Annotated in this window: 14 protein-coding genes; all 14 read right to left on the bottom strand. The window is 71.6% G+C overall.

Annotation, left to right across the window (positions count from 1 at the left end):
• Position 1 precedes the first annotated feature (1 nt).
• Positions 2–649, bottom strand: coding sequence for a PIG-L deacetylase family protein (locus EHS43_RS03735; RefSeq protein ID WP_125189079.1), 648 nt, complete (start codon positions 647–649; stop codon positions 2–4).
• Positions 646–1,440, bottom strand: a complete 795-nt coding sequence (locus EHS43_RS03730) for a sugar phosphate nucleotidyltransferase (RefSeq protein WP_125189078.1) — start codon at positions 1,438–1,440, stop codon at positions 646–648. The genes EHS43_RS03735 and EHS43_RS03730 overlap by 4 nt, the downstream gene beginning before the upstream one ends.
• Positions 1,437–2,696: a class I SAM-dependent methyltransferase gene (locus EHS43_RS03725; protein ID WP_125189077.1), complete on the bottom strand. Its 1,260-nt coding sequence runs from the start codon at positions 2,694–2,696 to the stop codon at positions 1,437–1,439. The genes EHS43_RS03730 and EHS43_RS03725 overlap by 4 nt, the downstream gene beginning before the upstream one ends.
• On the bottom strand, positions 2,693–3,934 hold the full coding sequence (locus EHS43_RS03720; protein WP_125189076.1) for a glycosyltransferase: 1,242 nt from the start codon (positions 3,932–3,934) through the stop codon (positions 2,693–2,695). Before EHS43_RS03720 ends, EHS43_RS03725 begins: the two co-directional genes overlap by 4 nt.
• 2 nt (positions 3,935–3,936) lie before the next feature.
• Positions 3,937–5,169 carry an O-antigen ligase domain-containing protein gene (locus EHS43_RS03715; RefSeq protein ID WP_125189075.1) on the bottom strand — a complete coding sequence of 411 codons (1,233 nt, stop codon included), beginning with the start codon at positions 5,167–5,169 and terminating at the stop codon, positions 3,937–3,939.
• A 1-nt stretch (position 5,170) separates the two neighbouring features.
• Complete coding sequence (locus EHS43_RS03710; protein ID WP_125189074.1) at positions 5,171–6,712, bottom strand: right-handed parallel beta-helix repeat-containing protein; 1,542 nt, start codon at positions 6,710–6,712, stop codon at positions 5,171–5,173.
• An 8-nt stretch (positions 6,713–6,720) separates the two neighbouring features.
• Positions 6,721–8,661, bottom strand: coding sequence for an alginate lyase family protein (locus EHS43_RS03705; protein WP_125189073.1), 1,941 nt, complete (start codon positions 8,659–8,661; stop codon positions 6,721–6,723).
• Complete coding sequence (locus tag EHS43_RS03700) at positions 8,658–10,832, bottom strand: bi-domain-containing oxidoreductase (RefSeq protein ID WP_125189072.1); 2,175 nt, start codon at positions 10,830–10,832, stop codon at positions 8,658–8,660. Before EHS43_RS03700 ends, EHS43_RS03705 begins: the two co-directional genes overlap by 4 nt.
• A gap of 16 nt (positions 10,833–10,848) precedes the next feature.
• Positions 10,849–12,783 carry an asparagine synthase (glutamine-hydrolyzing) gene (asnB, locus tag EHS43_RS03695; protein WP_125189071.1) on the bottom strand — a complete coding sequence of 645 codons (1,935 nt, stop codon included), beginning with the start codon at positions 12,781–12,783 and terminating at the stop codon, positions 10,849–10,851.
• Between the two features lie 3 nt (positions 12,784–12,786).
• Positions 12,787–14,340, bottom strand: coding sequence for a Wzz/FepE/Etk N-terminal domain-containing protein (locus EHS43_RS03690; protein WP_125189070.1), 1,554 nt, complete (start codon positions 14,338–14,340; stop codon positions 12,787–12,789).
• Entirely contained in the window at positions 14,337–15,707 is a 1,371-nt protein-coding gene (locus tag EHS43_RS03685; RefSeq protein ID WP_125189069.1) for a Wzz/FepE/Etk N-terminal domain-containing protein, read from the bottom strand. The genes EHS43_RS03690 and EHS43_RS03685 overlap by 4 nt, the downstream gene beginning before the upstream one ends.
• Complete coding sequence (locus EHS43_RS03680) at positions 15,704–16,972, bottom strand: glycosyltransferase family 4 protein (protein WP_125189068.1); 1,269 nt, start codon at positions 16,970–16,972, stop codon at positions 15,704–15,706. Before EHS43_RS03680 ends, EHS43_RS03685 begins: the two co-directional genes overlap by 4 nt.
• A complete protein-coding gene (locus EHS43_RS03675; protein ID WP_125189067.1) occupies positions 16,962–18,278 on the bottom strand; it encodes a nucleotide sugar dehydrogenase in 1,317 nt (438 codons plus the stop codon). The genes EHS43_RS03680 and EHS43_RS03675 overlap by 11 nt, the downstream gene beginning before the upstream one ends.
• A 73-nt stretch (positions 18,279–18,351) precedes the next feature.
• Positions 18,352–19,722, bottom strand: a complete 1,371-nt coding sequence (locus EHS43_RS03670; RefSeq protein WP_125189066.1) for a sugar transferase — start codon at positions 19,720–19,722, stop codon at positions 18,352–18,354.
• Between the last annotated feature and the right edge of the window lie 113 nt (positions 19,723–19,835).

Below are 19,835 nucleotides of genomic sequence, written 5' to 3'. Positions count from 1 at the left end.
GTCAACCCCCCAGGTTGAGCGTGAGTTTGGTGACGGCGAACGCCTCGGCGTATCGCTCGTGGCATTCGATGCCGCGGATGCGGGCGAGGCCGAGGAAGGCCTCCCGGTCGTACCAGGGCCGGTGCCGCTGCGAGGCGTAGTGCTCCTGCAGCAGCCGCACCTTGTCTTCGGCGATCTCCGTCGACAGCGGCTGGTACGCCCCCATGCGACCGAGGTCGCCGTCCCACTTGACGATCTCGTAGCCGAGCACGAGGTGGTCGCGGAAGGCGGTGGGTATCAGCTGCGCGAGGCCCCGGTGGTCCTGGTGGGCGTCGTCGGTGCGCGGGGCGAGGATCAGATCCGGGTCGGTCTGCGCACGCAGTTCCTCGACCGCGGCCTTGGCCTCGTCCCAGTGCACGGGCAGTCTCCCGTCCGGGAGCTTGTGCACGGTCAGCCGCAGGTCGGCGCCAGGGCAGAAGGCGGCGAGCGCGGCCTGCTCCTCCTGCTCCCGCTCGGTGCCGCCGCCGGAGAGCACCAGCGCGTCGACGCGGATGCCCGGCCGCGCCCGGCACAGCGTGAGCAGCGTGCCGCCCGCGCCGATGGCGATGTCGTCGCAGTGCGCGCCCACCGCGACGATCCGGTCCGGGCGCCCGGCCGCGAGCCGGATCACGCGCTCACCCCGGCGTTGTCGCGTTCCCACACGGCCCAGGGGCGCTCGCCCCGCGCATAGGCGTCGTCGAGCGCGGCCCGTTCCTTCACGGTGTCGGTCGGCTTCCAGAAGCCGCGGTGCTGGTGCGCCACCAGCCGTCCGCGCTTGGCCAGTTGGGCGCATCCGTCGGCGACCAGGTCCCCGCCCTCCGGGATGTGGTCGAAGACCTCCTGGCGGAGCACGAAATAGCCGCCGTTCTCCCACAGCGGCAGTTCGCTCACCGCGGTGATGCCACCGACCAGGTTGTCCTCGCCCAACTCCACGCAATGGAAGGAGGACTGGGGCGGCACGACCATCATCGAGGCGCCGGCGTCACGCTGGGAGAACTTCTCGATCATCTCGGGCAGCGGGGCGTCGGTGAGGACGTCCGCGTAGTTGGCGAGGAACATCTCGTCGCCGTCCAGGTGATGGCGCACCCGGCGCAGCCGCTCCCCGATCGGTGACTCGATGCCGGTCTGCGCGAACGTGATCGTCCAGTCGGCTATGTCGGTGGACAGCAGCTCGGTGCGCCCCTTGCGCAGCACGAAGTCGTTGGACGTCGTCTCCTCGTAGTTGAGGAAGAAGTCCTTGATGTGGTGGGCCCCGTACCCGAGGCACAGGATGAACTCCGTGTGCCCGAAGTGCGCGTAGTAGCGCATGACGTGCCAGATCAGCGGTCTGGGGCCGACCATCGCCATCGGCTTGGGGACGTCGTCGGAGCTTCCGTTGCGCATCCGCATGCCGTAACCGCCGCAGAACAGAACGACCTTCATGCTTCGACCTTTCGCGACGCGACCTCGACGATGCTCAGTTCCGGGATGGGGAAGACCAGTCGGCCGCCCCAGTCGTGCACGTACGACAGCTGCTCGACCAGCTCGGCCCGCAGGTTCCACGGCAGGACGAGGACGTAGTCCGGCCTGTCGGCGGCTATCTGCTCGGGCGGCAGGATGGGGATGCGGGTGCCCGGCGTGAACCTGCCGTGCTTGTAGGGGTTGCGGTCGACCGTGTACGCGAGCAGGTCGGGCCGGATGCCGCAGTGGTTGAGCAGGGTGTTGCCCTTGCCCGGGGCGCCGTAGCCGACGACCGTCTCGCCGCGCTCGGCCGCCTCGATGAGGAACTTCAGGAGGTCGCGGCGCACCTTGGCCACCCGGGCGGAGAACTCGGCGTACCCGGACAGCTCCTGGAGCCCGGCGGCCTTCTCCCGGGCCAGCACGTCGGCCACCCGCTGCGACGGCTCGCCCGCCGCCTCGGCCGGCCGGGCCCACAGCCGGATGGAGCCGCCGTGCGTGGGCAGCAACTCGACGTCCACGAGCGTCAGTCCGCCGCTGGCGAGGGCGCGGATCGCGGAGGCGACCGTGTAGTACTGGAAGTGCTCGTGGTAGATGGTGTCGTACTGGTTCTCCTCGATCAGGGTCAGCAGGTGCTGCACCTCGATGGAGACCCAGCCGTCGTCGGCGACCAGGGCGCGCAGCCCCTGGGTGAAGCCGACCACGTCGGGGATGTGCGCGTACACGTTGTTGGCCACGACCAGGTTCGCCGGGCCGTGTTCGGCGCGGACGGCCGCACCGGTCTCCGGGCTCAGGAACTCGGTGAGCGTGGGCACGCCCTTGTCCCGTGCCGCCGCTCCGACGTTGACCGACGGTTCGATGCCCAGGCAGCGGATCCCCCGGTCCACCACGTGCTTGAGCAGGTATCCGTCGTTGCTCGCGACCTCGACCACGAAGGCGTCGGAGCCCTCGGCGTCGAGACCCGCGCGCTCCACGGCGCCGGCGACGAAGGTGCGCGCGTGCTCCACCCAGGAGGTCGAGAACGAGGAGAAGTACGCGTACTCCTTGAACGTCTCCTCCGGGGTGATCAGCGGCGGGATCTGCGCGAGCCAGCAGTCGGTGCAGACCTGCAGGTGCAGCGGGTACGCGGGTTCCGGCAGGTCGAGTTGGTCCGCGGCGAGGAAGCTCTCGCACGGTGGCGTCGCCCCGAGGTCGACGACGCTCGCCATCGCCTCCGAGCCGCACAGTCGGCATCGTGTCATCTGTTGTCCCCATCCCCCCTGCTCGCGCGGATGTCCCCGCCGCGAGTCTGCGCCGACCGCCCCGCGATCACGGAGCGGTACTCGTCAACCAGACGGTCGAGGCCGACCGCCGGGCTGAAACCCTTTTCGTAACGGCGCCGGGCCGCCTCCCCCATCTCCCGGTTGCCGGACGGCTCGCCCGCGATCCGGCGGATGCGGGACGCGAGCGAGGCGGCGTCGCCCGGCTCGTGAAGGAGCCCGGTCACCCCGTCCTCCACGAGTTCGACGAAGGCGCCGTGGCCGGCGGCGACGACCGGGACTCCGGCCGCCATCGCCTCCACGACCACCAGGCCGAACGCCTCCAGCCATGTCGAGGGGGCCACCACGGCGACCGACCGCGCGATGGCCTTCCGGCACTCCGCCGTGTCGTACAGGCCGACGTAGCGGACGTCGTCCCGGCCCGCCGCCCAGGCGGTGACCTCCGCCTCCAGCGGTCCGGTGCCGGCGATCACGAGGGGTACTCCCACCCCGCCGCTCGCCGCGATCTCGTCCCACGCGGCCATGAGGAGCCGTACGCCCTTGGCCTCCGCGAGCCGGCCGAGATAGAGCACATGCTCGCCGGCGTCCGTGCGGCGCGCGTCCGGGTCGGGCACGAAGTTGTGCTTGACCGCCAGCCGTTCGGCCGGCATCCCGGCGCGCACCAGGACGTCACGTTGCGCCGCGGAGATGCAGAAGAAGCGCTCCACGCCGGACCACCACCGCCGCCGGTTGGCCGACAGGCTGACCGCGAGCGGCACGGTCGCGAGTCGGGAGCCCCGGTAGCAGCCGTGCCGGACGGCGGGCAGCGGCGTCGACCCGACGCACTCGGTGCACGGCCGGCCGTCCCGTTGCAGGGTGCCGGGCGGGCAGACCTGGGTGTAGTTGTGCAGCGTCGCCACGGCGGGCACGCCGGCGTCCGCGCAGGCGGCTAGCACCGCGGGCGACAGGAGCGGGAAGACGTTGTGGACGTGGACGACGTCGGGCCGTTCGGCGCGGAGCCGGGTGGCGAGTTCGGTGCGGACCGCCGGGTTCCACGGCACCCTGAGGGGCACCGCGACCTTGGCGAGGAGGGACATGGCGCCGATGTCGTCGCTGCGCCGCTCGAAGGTCCCGACCCGGTGGCCGCCCTCGCGCAGCAGGTCCACCTCCTGGTCGACGACCTTGTTCTCGCCGCTGGGCTGCGCCGAGCCGTAGCGGTTGTGCACCACGAGGATGTGCATGCTCACCTCACCTCCGATCTCTTGGCCCAGCGCGGGACGCGTTGCCGGGGCATGACGGGCGTCACGGGCGGGGTGGGTTCGGCAGGTGCCACCAACAGCGCGGCGGCCACGGCCAGATGCAGCAGGTACGGCGAGGCGTCGCCGAGGCCGGCCTCGGTGTAGGACGCGATCGCGCAGTAGCTGATCAGGAAGATCGCGCAGGCCCGTTGCAGCGACGGTGGCCGCAGCAGTGCGACGCTGCCGAGCACGATGATGATCGCCGCGACGAGAGAGACGCCGATCAGGCCCTGCTCGTTGTAGACGGCCAGCCAGCTGTTGTCGATCGGCAGGCCGCCGAACGACTTGTCGCCCAGGCCCACGCCGAACCACTTCTCCCCGGTCGTCCGGGGCGCGGCCAGCAGGGCGTCCCAGACCTTGGCGCGACCGGTGAGGCTGGAGAAGTTGTCCTTGCTCTGCCCGCGCAGGAACCACGTCTGCAGCGCGGAGGCGAACCCGACCGCGGCAACCGTGGCGATCGCCACCGCCCAGGTGAAGAAGCGGCGGGCGGCGGCGCTGGTGAGCAGGAGCGAGCCGATCGCCAGCACCAGCCCGAGGAGCAGGCCGAGCGTGGCCGTGCGGGTGTGGGTCAGGGCGAGCAGGACGAGTGACGGCACGATGACCACCGCCGCGCTGGTCCTGTCGGTCCGGCGGCCCAGGAGGAGCAGCACGGTGAGTCCGATGATGACCGCGGCGTACTGGCCGATCTGCGGCGGGGTGAGCGGCCACAGCGCGCCGACGAGCCGACCGCCGTAGAGCTCGGGCAGGGCCATGCCGGGTGAGACGACCAGGCCGAGGGCCACCGATCCGAGCACCGCGTAGTACATCCGGATGTGGTGCCGTACGAACGTCAGGCTGCCGTCCCACCAGCGGCTGAGCAGCCACAGCGTGCCGACGAAGAGCGTCAGCCGGAAGCAGCGGAACAGCGCGCCGAACCCGGACTCCAGGTGAGCGCTGGAGACCACGCTCGTCACCAGGAGCAGGGTCAGCAGGAACACGTACGCGCCGGCCCGGATGCGCAACCGGGCGTTGATCACCAGTGCCAGCGCGAACGCGAGGACGAGCGCGCCCATGGTGACCATCTGGATGAGGGAGCGGGGCAACGGGACGATGGTCTTCGCCCCGGCGGAGCCGAGCGTGTTGAGGACCAGCAGTCCCCAGACCAGCCCGACGACCTTCGGTGTGCGCTCCGTCTGCATCTCAACCACCGGCCCTGGCGACGAGGGTGCTGCCCGCGTCCTGCTGGTTCGGCGTGCCTTGCCAGCGCTCGAAGGGGAACATCCTGCTCGGGTCGTGGACGACGAACTGCCATGGTCCGACGTAGACGTTGTCGTGCCAGCGGTTGTGCTGCTGCCGCGTGATCGCGTCGGCCACCTTCTCGCCCTTGTACGGCGACCAGTCCGGGTAGGTGCCGTAGTTGGACAGCACCGCCATCCGGTCGCACTTCGTGGTGCACCTGACGACGGACTTGTCCAGCACGAAGCGGTTGTCGTGGATGTCCACCCGCTGGGTCTTCCAGCGGCAGTCGTCGTAGAGCGGCGCCTTGTCGATGGCCGGCTTGGCGCAGCTGCTGGTCTTCTTCACCAGCAACGTGCAGTCGCCGGACGAGGTGTTGGCCGGGCTGTTGCAGAACCGGTCGGCGTTCTCCCACAGGGTGATGCCGGACCAGTTGTTCTCCAGCAGGTTCCGGGAGATCTCGATCTTGCCGGTGCGGGCCTTGATCCGGGGTTCCCCGCCCGACTCGGACAGGTAGAGGGTCGCGAACGGGAAACCGTCGCCGCTGTCGGCCGCCTTGCGGCCCTCGACCCAGTTGTTCCGCCGGATCGTGTTGTTCCGGATGATCGCGTTGTAGCTGATCTCGTAGATCAGGGCGGCCCCGTCGTTGGCGTCGATCACGTTGTTCTCGATGAGGAAGTCGTTGTTGTTGGTGTCCGCCCACAACCCGGTCCCCCGGTTGTCGTGCACCCAGTTCCCGCGGACGTCGGCGCCGTCGACGGCCCAGAACTTGATGCCTCCGGTGCAGCCGCAGCCCGGCTTGCGCCGCTCCCAGTCGCCGGTGTTGTTGCCCACGATCTCGTTGCCCTCGACCACCAGGCCGGTGATACGGCCCTTGCTCTTGTACGCGTTCATGCCGTACTGGCCGTTGTTGCGCAGGCAGTTGGCGCGGACCTGCTGGCGGGCACCGGCCATCAGACCGGCACCGTCGTTGTCCTGGATCGTCGAGTTCTCGATCACCCAGCCGTCGGCCGAGTCATGGTTGACCACGCCCTCGTCCGACGGCGCCACGAATCCCTGCACGGTCAGGTGGCCGATGGTGACGTCGGGGGCGCTGCCGCTGAACGCGTACTGGTTCTTCCTGCCGCCGTCCAGCACCGCGCCCGGTGCCCCGAGGTAGCGGTCCCCCTTCTTGGGGACGACCTGGGCGTAGCGGTCCGGGTCGAGCCGGTGCTTGCCCGGCCGGAGCCAGAACGTGGTGTTCGGGGGGCTGCTCTTGGTCTTGGCCGCCAGGTCGCCGACCTTCGCGGGGTCGACCGTGACCGCGCCCGCCGGCGCCTCGGCGGGCCCGGCCTGGGGGTTGGCGCACACCCGTGCCAGGGACTCGGACCGGGCGCCGGACGTGGTCGGCACGGCGGCCGGTTTCGCGTCGGCCTTCGGGGTGCCGCTGTCACAGCCGGTCGCCGCCAGCAGGGCCAGCGTCAGCGGTACCGCCGCCAACGCCCAGGGCCGCCTCTTGATCACCACGTGCCCCCCTAGCCGCGGAACCTGAGCACGGTGGTGAAACCCTCCGCGCCGTCGGTGGAGCCGGTGCCGATCAGGGTGGTGGCGGGTTCCTTGCGCCCGAATCCGGAGGAGTACCAGCCCAGCGGCGGCTCGCTCTCGCCGCGGTGCGCCTGCCAGGACAGCCCCTCGGGCAGGTCGATTTCGGCGGAGCGGTCCTCGCCGTCGCGGGTCCAGGTGAGCTGGGCCCGGTTCCCGGCCAGGTCGGCGGTGATCGCCGGGCCGAGGTGGAACGCCAGCTGCACGGTCCGGCGAGGGCCGCTCACCTCGTCGACCAGCCTCAACTCCTGGCTCTCCGGGTTCAGTTCCACCCGGCGGCGGTGCACGGAGCCCTCGTAGCCGTCGTGTTCGGCGGACCAGCGGGCCACCTCGCCGGACGGGTCCGCGACCAGGACACGGCTCTCGGCGTGCCGGGTCCACAGGAACGGGCCGCCGGAGACGGACTGGTCGGCGCCGTCCAGCCGCAGGGTGTTGTGGCCGAGGGTCGAGCGGAAGTACTGCCGCCACTCGGGCTGCCCGTGGTAGCAGTACGTTCCCGGGTCGGCGAGCACGTCGACCCCGTCGTGCCGGACCTCCACGGACAGCGCGTCCGCGTGGGCGTGCGCGGCGATGGACAGGAAGCCGTGCGGGCCGCCGTCGCAACGGCACCAGATCTCCTCGGGGCCGCGCAGGATCGTCATGCCGGCGTCGGCGAAGTGGGCCGGCCGCTCCACCGGGCGACTCACGGACGGGTGGGCGGGTCCGACGAGTGCGGCCAGCAGCGGGGTGCGCACATCGCCGGCCCGAACCTCGGGCCACCAGTCGAGCCGGCCGAACACGGCCTCCCCGGTGCTCAGCAGCGAGGCCCAGCGGTCGGTGCCCGCGCCGTCCACGATCAGGCCGTGCCCGTCGTCCGCGTCGCCCTGACGCGGCGGCCGGAGCCGGTTGTCCACGATGGCCGCGAGCGCGTCGGTCATGCGCAGCAGCACCAGCCGGACGGTCGCGGGGACCCGCACTCCGGCCGCGTCCGCCTCGGCCAGCGCGGCCAGGCCGAGTTCCAGGACCAGTCCGTGGTACTCGGTGGCCAGCTCGCGGTTGAGGCCGGAGAGGTAGGTGTTGGCGCGCAGCTGCCGATCCAGCGAGCGCAACGCGCCCGCCCGCCAGCGCGCCGACTCGGGGAACCAGTCGAACGCGCAGGCCGCGGCCAGCTGCCCGGCGTCCTCGGCGATGACGTGGTTGTTCGCCGAGGAGCCCCGGCTGGGGAAGGCGGCCAGCCAGCGCTGGTGGTGCCAGATCTGGTTCCGCGCCACCGGGTTGTCCTCGAACAGACCGGCCGCGCCCGGCCAGCCGTCGAGCAGGCGGCGGATCCACACCCAGGACAGCAGCCGGATGCCCAGCTCGATGCCGCTGATCCAGTGGACGCCGCGCAGGGGCGGGTTGGCCGACCACCACGACCGCAGGTGCTCGGCCACCCGCTCGGCGTACCGCTCGTTCCCGGTGATCGCGTAGGCGGCCGCGAGCTGGGTGAGGTACTGGTGCCGGGACGGCTCCCAGATCTGCTTGATGTCCCCGACCGCGTCCTCGCTGCGGTACGGCACGTCGAAGGCGTAGCCCGAGGGGGCCCGGCGCCCGGTCTTCGGATCGTGCCACCAGTCCGGGTCGGCCATGTCGTCGCGGACCACTCCGAAGAACTCGGCGTGCCCGTCCATCAGCCGGTCCGCCTCGGCGACGAGGCGTTTGGCGGCGTCGGCGGGTACGGCGGCGATCGTCCCGGCGGGCAGCACGGCGGTGAACCGGGCGCCGGTCACGCTCGGGCAGTCGGGCGGCGCCGACCGCCAGCGCCGTCTGCGCACGCTGTCGCTCACTCGGCCGGCGATCTCCTGCGGCCCCATCCGGGACAGCCGCCGGAGGTACCAGCCCACGCTCATGGTCACTTGGACCTCGCCAACGTCACCGGCACGCCACCGGCCAGGCCGGTCTGCACGGCGAGGGTGGCCGCCGTGGTGGCGACCAGCGACTCCAGCGGCACCGGCATCGGCCCGCCGGTGCGAACCGCCTTGACGAACGCCGCCAGTTCGGCGTTCTGGCCCTTGTCCCGCGCCTTGGGCAGCCGCGAACTGACCCACTTCTTGCGGCCGTACACCGAGGCACGCACGAAGTCGTCCAGTCGCAGCGCGCGGCCGTCCGCGACCAGGTCCAGCGTCTCCTTGGGGAAGCCGGACGGGCCGGTGGTGACGTAACTGATGGTGGCGGTGGAGCCGTCCGGGTAGCGCAGCACCACCTGGAGGTCCTCGTTGCCGGAGGTGGCGGTCGCGTACACCGAGACCGGGTCCGCGTCGAGCAGCCAGCTCGCGGTGTCGATGAAGTGTCCGCCCTCGCCGGCGAACCGCGAGCCCTCGGTGCCCTGCTGGAGGTACCAACTGCCGTGCGTGAGGCGGCCCGCGTTGACGAGGTAGCGCAGGTGCGCCGGACCGCTCCGGGCGCCGAACCGGGTCCTGGCTTCCTGGAGCAGCGGCGCGAACCGGCGGTTGAAGCCCACCTGGAGGCGGTCGTTGCCGGACTCCTCCACCGCCGCGAGCACACCGGCCAGTTCGTCCTCGGTGAGCGCCAGCGGCTTCTCCACGAACACGGTCTTGCCGGCGAGGAGTGCCTTGCGCGTGAGTTCGGCGTGCGAGCTGTGCCGGGTGACCACGAACACCGCGTCGACGGACTTGTCGCCGAGCACGGCGTCCAGGTCGGTGGTCGCCTCCTTGAAGCCGAACTTGCGCTGGGCGTTGGCTCCGGACAGCGCCGTCGTGGTGACGACGGTCGACAGCTCGACGCCCTCGCGCTGGGCGAGGTGCGGCAGCAGCATCGACGTCGCGTAGTTCCCGGCGCCGACGAACGCGAGGCGCACCGGGGTCGTGGCGGCCCGGGCGGGGCTCGGCTTCACGTGCACGGCGGGCACCGCCACCGACGGGGCCTCGGCCTCCGGGGCGTCCTGTCCGGGGTACCGGAACAGCGCGGTGACGGCCTTCAGCTCGCCGTCCTTGAGGCGCTGGTACGTCTCGACCGCGTCGTCGAAGTCGGCGACGTGGGAGATCAGGGGCTCCACGTCGACCTTGCCGCGGGCCACGAGGTCGAGGAAGCAGGCCAGGTTGCGGCGCTCGGTCCAGCGCACGTAGCCGATCGGGTAGTCGCGCCCTTCCAGCTCGTACTCGGGGTCGTAGCGCCCGGGGCCGTAGCTGCGGGAGAAGCGGACGTCGAGTTCCTTCTCGTAGTACGCGTTCCACGGCAGGTCCAGGCGGCACTTGCCGATGTCGACGACCCGGCCCCGGTCGCGGGCCAGCTCGGCGGCCAGTTCGACGGGCTGGTTGCTGCCGCCGCCGGCGGCCAGGTACACCTGGTCCACACCGTGTCCGTCGGTGAGTTCGGCGACGGCGTTCTCCACGGCCGAGGAGCCGGGGTCGCCGGCGGCCGCGGCGCCCAGGCGCTCGGCGAGCTCGCAGCGCGACGGGTCGGGGTCGGCGCCGACGACGCGGACTCCCGAGGCGGCCAGGAGCTGCACCACCAGCTGTCCGATCAGCCCGAGACCGATGACCAGCGCCACCTCGCCGAGCTGCGGCTCGCCCTGGCGGACGCCCTGCATGGCGATCGACCCGACGGTGCCGAAGGCCGCGTGCCGGGGCGCGAGGCCGTCCGGCACCGGCGCGTAGAGGTTCCTCGGCACCCAGTTCAGCTCGGCGTGCAGCGCGTGCTCGTTGCCGGCGCAGGCCACGAGGTCGCCGACCTTCACGTCGTCGATCCCGGCGCCGACCTCCTCGACCACCCCGCACAGCGAGTAGCCCAGCGGTGTGTAGGAGTCCAGCTTGCCCATCACCTTGCGGTAGGTGGCGGGCACCCCGTTGGTGGCCACGCTCTGCATGACCTTGGCCACCTGGTCCGGGCGGGAGCGGGCCTTGCCCAGCATCGACATGCCGGCCTCGGACACCTTCATCATCTCGGTGCCGGTGGAGATCAGCGAGAAGGCACTGCGGACCAGCACACCGCCCGGCTTGCACCCCGGTACCGGCACGTCGAGCACCGCCAGCTCGCCGCTCTTGTAGTTCTGTACGACCTGTTTCACCGAAGTCCCCTGATTCCTAAGCCGTTTGCCGAGTGCTCTGGCCGGACCCGGAGGTCGCGTCGCGGTACCAGTACTCGAGGGTCAGCACATGCCACAGATGCTTGGAGAAGTCCTGCTGTCCGGCGGCGTCCTCGGCGACCATCCGCTGCAGCGCGTCCCTGCGCAGGAACCCGGAGCGCACGAGCTCGCCGTCGTTGACCACCTCGCGCACCAGGGGTGCCAGGTCCCGGCTCATCCAGGCCCGCAGCGGGGCGCTGAACAGGCCCTTGGGCCGGTAGACGATCTCCCGGGGCAGGATCGAGGTGGCGGCCTCCTTGAGGACGGCCTTGCCCTGCCGGCCGACGATCTTGCGGTCGCCCGGCACGGTGAACGCCGCCCTGACCACCTCGACGTCCACGTACGGCACCCGCACCTCGGTCGAGGCGGCCATGCTGGAGCGGTCCGTGTAGGCCAGGTTCAGGCCCGGCAGGAACATCCGGGCGTCCGCGAGGCACATGCGGTTGACGAAGTCGTCGAGTTCGTTGTCCTGATAGATGTCGGCGTGCTCGGTCACCACGTCGTCGACGGTCCCCGCGAGGTCCGGATCGATCAGGGCGAGCAGGTCGTCCTGGTCGTACATGGTGTAGCTGCGCCGGAACGCGGTCTCCTCCGGCAGGTCGGCGAAGGAGAGGAACCGTTTCGCGAAGCGGACCGACCTCAGGCCCCGGCGGGACGTGGCGACGGGCAGCCGGCCCACCGCCGCGGACAGCCCGCGCCGCAGGGGTCGCGGGACGCGCTGGTAGCGCAGGGCGAGCAGGTTGGCCAGGTGCTTGCGGTACCCGGCGAACAGCTCGTCGGCGCCCATCCCCGAGAGCATCACCTTCACCCCGGCCTCCCGGGCGGCCTGGCAGATCAGGAAGGTGTTGATCGCGGCGGGGTCGCCGATCGGCTCGTCCAGGTGGTACGTCATCTGCGGCAGCAGGTCGAGGACGTTCGGGGCGATCTCGATCTCGTGGAGGTCGACGCCGAACCGTTCGGCCACCTGGCGGGCGTAGCGCAGGTCGTCGGGCATCGCCTCGAACCGGGCGTCCTCGGCGCGGAACCCGATCGTGTAGGCGGAGATGCCCGGCTGGTGACGGGCCGCGAGGGCGGTCAGCCAGCTGGAGTCGAGGCCGCCGGACAGGAAGGTCGCCACGGGGACGTCGGAGAGCAGGTGCTGCCGGGTCGACTCCTCCACGACGGCGGCCAGGTCCGGCCGTTCACCGGCCCGGGCCCGCTCCTGGCCCTCGGCGGCGACGTCCTTCAGGTTCCAGAACCGGCCGCGCTCCACCCGGCCGTCGGGCCGGCACCGCAGCCAGCTGCCCGGGGGCAGCTTCTCCGCCTCACGGAAGGCACACCGGGAGTCCGGCACCCAGTAGTAGAGCAGCGAGGCCACCAGCGCCGCGTGGTCCATCTCCAGCCTGCCGCCCGTGGCCGCGGCGAGTGCTTTCAGCTCGGAGGCGAACATCAGACCCTCGCCGCGCCGGAGCACGAACAGCGGCTTGATACCCAACTGGTCGCGGACCAGCACCAGTTCACCGGTGCGCTCGTCGAAGACGCCGAACGCGAACATGCCGCGCAGCCGGGGCAGACAGTCCGTGCCCCAGCGCCGCCAGGCCTCCAGGAGCACCTCGGTGTCGGAGGTACCGCGGAAGCGCACCCCGGCGGCCTCCAGTTCGGCACGCAGCTCGGGCGCGTTGTACAGCTCGCCGTTGTACGTCAGGGCGAGGCCGTCCTTGGCCATCGGCTGGGCGCCGGTCTCGGACAGGTCGATGATGGACAGCCGGCGGTGCCCGAGCTGCACCTCGCCGTCACCGACGGGGTGGCCGTAGCGGCCCGCCCCGTCCGGCCCGCGGTGGGCGAGGGTGTCGGTGAGCCGGTCGGTCACGATCTTGCCGTCCGGCCATCGGTACGTCCCTGCTATGCCACACATGTCCTACCGCACCTCCTGGTCGCTGTCCGGGACTCGTGCGGCCCACATCGGCTGTCGTTCCGTCCTCACCTGGCCGTCCCCCACTGCCTGAACGGCGTGCGAGGCACCCCCACTGTTCTGCCGGGCCGTCCGCTCGCTGTGCCCCCGCAGCGCGACGTGCAGCCCGTCCCAGAGCGTGCCGTCGGTCCGGTCCCGCGGATCGGGGTCGATCAGCACCACCCCGACCACCGCGATGCGCTGGTCCGCGAGTTGCCGTGCCACGGTGTGCAGCCACGCGGCGCTGCCGTGCCCGGCACGTACGACGAGCACGGTCCGGGTACCGAGGTACTGGAGGTCGGTCCACGCGGCGCCGGGTGCCACCGAGCCGACGCCGAGCAGGCGCCCGTGGTCCGGCACGGTCGCGGCCTGCTGACCGCTGACCACGTCGGGGTCCCCCGGCTTCGGGCGGCGGCCGGAGAGCTCCGAGCCCGGCAGACCGTCGACGACGACCACGGGCCCGTCGGCGGCCAGTGTCCTGGCGACGTCCATCGCGAGGGCGCTCGTGCTGCGCGCACAGCCCAGTTCCAGCAGCGACAGGTGTTCCGCGGAGCCGCGCGCGGTGCGGGCCAGGGACGCGGTGAGCCGTTCGCGGGCCAGCCGGGTCCGTCGGCGCTGCCAGGGCCTGCCCGACCGGCGGGGCAGCTCCGAGATGACCGAGGCACCCAGGTTCGCCGCGATGTCCCGGCGCAGTACGGGGCGGTCCGCGACCACCACGCCGACCGCGGCCAGTGCGAGCCCGAGGAAGAGCCCGAGGACGAGCCCGATCGCGGAGTCGGTGGCGAGGGCCTTGGGCAGGGAGTGCCGTACGGCGCTCGGGGCGTCCACGATCTGCGTGCCGGCGACGACCGCGGGCGTGCCGGTGCGGGCGTCGGCGGCGCGCTGGTCGAAGTCGGCGATCCGCGAGTTGAGTTCGGCGCGGCGGGCGTAGAGCGACTCGATGCTCGCCGCCCCCGTCGTGTCGCCGGACGTGGCGCGGTCGTTGATCTCCTTGTTGACCGCGGCGAGTTCGTCGCGAGTGCGGTCGCGCTGGTCGAGCAGGGCCTTGGACTCGGCCTGCGCGGTCGCCTTCATCCGCTGCACGTGGTCCGCGACGAACGCGTCGGCCAGCGCCTTGGCCCGGGCGACCGCCTGCGCGTCGTCGTCGCCGGTCACCTCGATCTGCAGCAGGTTGTTGGTCAGGCCGGTGCCCCGGTAGTCCTTCATGAAGTCCTCGGGTTTCTCCGGGGACTTGAGGGACTTCAGGGCCGCGTCGGCGATCCGCGTGGTCTGCAGCAGCGCGACATCGGTGCGGATCAGGGTGCCGGTGTCGTTCGGCTGGTCCTCCGCGTGGGCGACCAGCACCTTGGTCGTCGCGCTCGGCGGCGGCGGCATCAGGACCGCCACGGCGGCGCCGGCCGAAAGGCCCAGGACCGCCATGGCGCACCACAGGCGGCGGCGCCTGCGCACCGACACCACCAGCGCCTGGAGGTCCAGGAGCGGGGTGGCGGCCGGCTCCGGTGAAGTGGTGTTCGTGGTCACGCCCGACCTCCCGTCGCGCGGCCGGAAACCGCGAACGTGAGGGTGGCGTCGTCCGGCAGGTCGGCGGCAGAACGCGCGGGGCGCGCCTGGACCGGGCCCGCGACGACGACGCCGACGACCTCGTGCCGGCCGTCCGCGCACGCCTCGGCGATGCCGGCGAGCTCCTCCGCGGTCCGGCTGTTCACGCTCAGGACCACCACGGCACCGTTCTCCGTCCCTCGGTCCGGCACGATCGGCCGGTCCACCGACACCTCCACCACCCGCAGCACCGGATCGTTCTTGGCCTCGGCGAGAAGCTGTTCCGCGGCCCGGCGGGCGATCTCGTCGCCGTCCGGTACGACGACCAGCAGCCGTCGCGGAGCGGGCAGCTGCTCCCGCAGGCGGGCGCACACCCGCCGGTAGCGCAACCGTCTGCCGGCCTCGTCGCCGGACTTCTGCAGGGCCGGTACGTTCCACGGGGTGTCGGCGCCGAGGATCCGGCGGATCCGCGCTCCCCGAACCACGCCCTCAGGCCCGTGCGCGGGCCATTCACCGGGCACGTCCACCACGCCCAGCGGCGTCGAGCCCAGCGCCGCGGCGATCTCGGGTTCGGTCCGCAGCCGGCGGTTCATCCGCGCGGCGACGAGATGGCCGACGACCGTGAGCAGGAAGAACACCAGCGCCCCGCCCACGATGAGCTGCGTCCGCGTCGGCGGCGCCTCACCGGTGGGCCGGGGGGCCTGCCCCATGACGACCATGCCCGACTTGTTGTTCGACGGGTCGGCCTCCTGGAGCTTCTTCATGGCCGCCTCCAGCGAGGTGCGCAGGTTCTCCAGCGCCGTGCGGGACTGGACGCTCTCCACGGTCTGGCCCGGATCGGCGGCCTTGGCCAGCTCGGAGATGCGCCGGTTGGTCTCCGCCACCTGCTTGCGCAGCGCCTCGGTCCGCGTGACCACCGAGGCGTCGGCGGCGCTGCCCGCGACCTCCGCGGCGAACTGCACGAACTGCTGGGCCACCCCGTCGGCGAGCCGCTGCGCGCGCTCGGGAGTGTCGGCCGTACCGGAGATCGTGATGATGTTCCCGTCGCCGGCCTTGGCGCTCACGCGGTCCCGCAGCTCGGAGCGGCTGACGTCGGACCAGTGCAGAGCGTCGGCCGTACGGTCGACCACGGTCCGGCTGGTGGCGATGTCGACCTGGGTGAGCAGCTCGCGCTCCTCCCACACCCCTGGCAGCAGTACCGGTGCCGAGGCGGTGTAGCGGGGCGGGAACACCAGCACCGAGGTGCCGTACCCGAACAGTGCGCCCGCCACGGCGAGGACGGCCAGAAGCCGCCACCGCCGGCGGAGTATCCGCCCGATCGTGACGAGGCGGATGGTGTCTTCGTTCAACTGCGCTGCCTCTTCTTCCTTGTGCGCACCGGACCGCTGGCCGACACCGCACTGCGGCTCCGGCACGCGGCGGCATAGGCGGCGAGCAGCGACGCCTGCGAGTTGCGCCAGGAAAGCTGCCCGCCGATTCGCTCCTGGCCGATCTTGCCCATGCGGGCCCGCTTGTCCGGATCGTCCAGCAGCACCGTGATGAGCTCGGCGAACCGGGCCTCGTCGTTCGCCGGCGCGTAGACGGCGGCGTCACCGGCGGAGACGCGCGCCTCCTTCAGGTCGAACGAGACGATCGGCCGGCCCATCGCCATGTACTCAAGGACCTTGTTCATGGTCGACACGTCGTTGAGCGGATTGCGCGGGTCCGGGGACAGGCACACGTCCGCGGTCGACAGGTAGCGCAGCAGGTCGGCGTCCGGGATGCGGCCGGTGAACTGCACCTGCTCGCCGAGCCCGAGCTCCTGGGACAGCTCCACCATCGCGTCGAAGGCGTCGCCGGAGCCGACGAACACCGCGTGCCAGTCGGTCCGCCCGAACTCGTCGCGCAGCTTGGCGAGGGCGCGCAGGGCGTAGTCGACGCCGTCCTGCGGGCCCATGACGCCCAGGTAGCACAGCAGATGGGGCTTGCCGCGCTTCAACTCCGGCTCGGGCGGCACCGGTTGGAACCGCTCGATCTGGGGCGCGCTGCGCACCACGAAGACGTCCTCCGGCCGCTTGCCGCCGCGGCTCACGGCGACGTCCTTGTAGCTCTCGTTCGTGGCGAGCACGATGTCCGCGGCCCGGTAGGTCCGCCGTTCCACGGCGCACACGGCGCGGTACAGCAGGTCCTTGCCGCGGTCGAAGCGCGAGAGGTACAGCTCGGGCACCAGGTCGTGCTGGTCGAAGACGAACCGGGCGCCGAGCCGCCTGAGCCGGCGCGCCGCGAGGAACAGCAGGTCGGGCGGGTTGCAGGCGTGGACCACGTGGACCGGGCCGACCTTGCGGGCGAGCCGGGCCGTGTGCCAGAGCGCCGATCCGTACTCCTGCAGATAGCCGGCCGGGCCTCCGGTGGCGGCGCGCAGCGGGTAGCGGTGGATCCGCACCCCGTCGATCACCGCCTCCGGCTCCGTGTCCCGCTTCTCGCCACGGGGGCAGATGACGTGCACCTCCCAGCCCGCGTCGCGCAGCGTCGTGCACTCCTGCCACACCCGCCGGTCGAACGGCACCGACAGGTTCTCCACCAGGATCAGCGCGCGCCGGCCTGTGCCGTCGCCGCCGACTTCGTTACCAAGCAAGGCCCATGTATCCCGGTTCGGTCCGGCGCGTCTCGGCGTCGGGAAGGCGGATGAGATCGACTATCACCGGACCGCCGCCGTGCGGCAGGGCCGCGAGGACGGCCGGGTCCTTGGTGCCGACCAGACACACCTCGGCATGGTCGAGCACCTCCTCGACGGAGTCCGCGAGCAGCTGCGCGAGGTGCGGCAGCCGGGTCTCGATGTACTCGCGGTTCGCGCCCATCAGCCGGGACAGGCTCACGTTGGCGTCGTGGATCCGCAGGTCGTACCCCTTTCCGTGGAGCCGCTCCGCCAGCTCGACGAGGGGACTCTCGCGGAGGTCGTCGGTACCGGGCTTGAAGGACAGCCCGAACATCCCCACCTTCCGCTTGCCGGTGCGCTCCACCAGGTCCACCGCACGTTGCAGATGGTCGGAGTTGGAGGGCAGGACGTGGGAGAGGATGGGCACCGAGACATCGGCCCGCTGCGCCGCGTACACCAGGCTGCGCAGGTCCTTGGGCAGGCAGGAGCCGCCGAAGGCGAAGCCGGGCCGCAGGTAGGCGGGGCTGATGTTCAGCTTGCGGTCGGCCAGGAACACGTCGATCACCTGGTGCGAGTCCACCCCGAGCGCCTGGCACACCGCGCCCAGTTCGTTCGCGAAGCCGATCTTGAGGCCGTGGAACGCGTTGTCCGCGTACTTGATCGCCTCGGCCGTCGGGACCGGTACCCGGAACACCTCGCCGGGCAGGCCCTCGTACAGCGCGGCCACCACGTCGCCGCTGGCCGGGTCGAGCTCGCCGATGACCGTCTTGGGCGGGTCGAAGAAGTCCCGCACGCTGGTGCCCTCGCGCAGGAACTCCGGGTTGACCGCGACCCCGACGTCCACGCCCGCGGTGCCGCCGATGTTCTTCTCCAGGATCGGGACCAGGAGATTCAGGCAGGTGCCCGGGAGCATGGTGCTGCGGAACACCACGGTGTGCCGGCCGCCCCGCTCCGCCAGGGCGGCGCCGATCTCCTCGGTGACCCGCTCCAAGTACGTGGTGCACAGACTGCCGTTGGGCTCCGACGGGGTGCCCACGCAGATCAGCGACACCTCGCTGCCCATGATCGCCTCACGGACGTCGGTGGTGGCGCGGAGCGCTCCGGACCGCACGACGTCGGCGGTGAGTTCGCCGATCCGCTCCTCGACCACCGGGGCCTTGCCGTCGTTGACCAGGTCGACCTTCACCTGGTTGACGTCCACACCGATGACCTCGTGCCCCATGCCGGCCAGGCACGCGGCCGACACGCAGCCCACGTAGCCGAGCCCGAACACGCTGATTCTCATGACCCGTTCCTCCCCCCAGGCAGGCCCTTGTGGCCTGCGGTCTGCCCGCCGTCCGGACGGCGCCCCCCGCACATCAGTAGGCCCCCTGGCCGTAGAGCACCGCGCGCAGCGTCTTCCACAAGATCACCGCGTCCAGGGCGAGCGACCAGTCCTCCACGTACCGCAGGTCGAGGCGGACGGCCTCCTCCCACGGCAGGTCGCTGCGTCCGCTGATCTGCCACAGGCCGGTGAGGCCGGGCTTGACCAGCAGTCGCCGCCGGATGTCCGGGCCGTACGCGGCGGACTCCTCCGGCAGCGGAGGACGCGGACCGACGAGCGACATCGATCCGGTGAGTACGTTGAACAACTGCGGGAGTTCGTCGAGCGAGTACCGGCGCAGCACGGCGCCGACCCGGGTCACCCGCGGGTCCCGGCGCATCTTGAACAGCAGCCCCGCACCCTCGTTGCGGTCGGCCAGCTCGGCACGTGCCAGGTCGGCCCCCACCACCATGGTGCGGAACTTGAGGATGGTGAACTCCTGGCCGTCCTTGCCGACCCTGCGCTGACGGTAGAACGCCCCGCCCCGGCTGTCCGTCACCACGAGCAGCGCCACGAAGAGCATCAGCGGCGCGAACAGGATCAGCAGGATCGCGGAGCCCAACCGGTCGGCCACCGCCTTGATCGCCCGGCGGCCCCCGGTGAACGTCGGCATGCTGACCCGCAGCAGCGGGATCCCGAGCACGGCGTCGACGTGCAGCCGCGGGCCGGCCACCTCCATCAGCACCGGGGCCACGACCATCTCGGCGTCGCTGCCTTCGAGGTTCCAGGCCAGCCGTTGCAGCCGGTGGGGTGTCCAGTACGGGTCCGGCGTGATCGCGACGACCCGATAGCCGTCGTTCTCCACGTACTTGGCGACGTCCGTCAACTGGCCGAGGACCGGCACTCCGTCCAGTCCGTCTCCGTCGAGACCCTGACCGTCCGTCGTGCACACCCCGTCCACCCGCCAACCGAGGTGCGGGAACTTGCGGGTGCGGCTGATCAGGTCGCGCACGGTGTCCGGGCTCCCGGCGGCGAGCACCGGTCTCAGACACTGCCCTTCCTTGCGCTGCTTGTGCAGCCCGAGGCGGAGCAGGTACCGCGCGCTCATGGTGACGAGCGCGATCGCGGGGATCGCGACGAAGATCCAGAGCTTGATGTTGCGCGAGGTGAGGGCGATTCCGCCGAGCGCCAGCACGACGGTCGCCGCGAACAGCGAACGCCCCAACCGGCGGAATTCCTCGGCGCCCTGGCCGAGCACGGCCGGAGCCCACGCCCGGCTCACCCCGAACGCTCCCAGCACCAGCAGTTCGGTGCCGAAGGCGAGTATGCCCCACTTCTCATGCCAGTTGGCCGCGTCCCGGGCCCCGAAGAACTCGCCGATCGCCCCCACCACGAAGGCGGTCGTCACGGTGTCACTGGTGATCACCGTACGGCGGTACCGCTGCTCCCAGTCGTTCGCCGACTGGGCGATCGCCCGATCCGTCAGACGCTCGTGCGCCGACGGAACGGGCCTGACTATGCCCCCCTCCCGCACAGGTC

The organism is Streptomyces sp. RP5T (genome assembly GCF_003933965.1).
In the GTDB taxonomy this organism is placed as follows: Bacteria; Actinomycetota; Actinomycetes; order Streptomycetales; family Streptomycetaceae; genus Streptomyces.
Note: the sequence above shows the minus strand (reverse complement) of the source record. Positions and strands in the feature narration are given on the sequence as shown.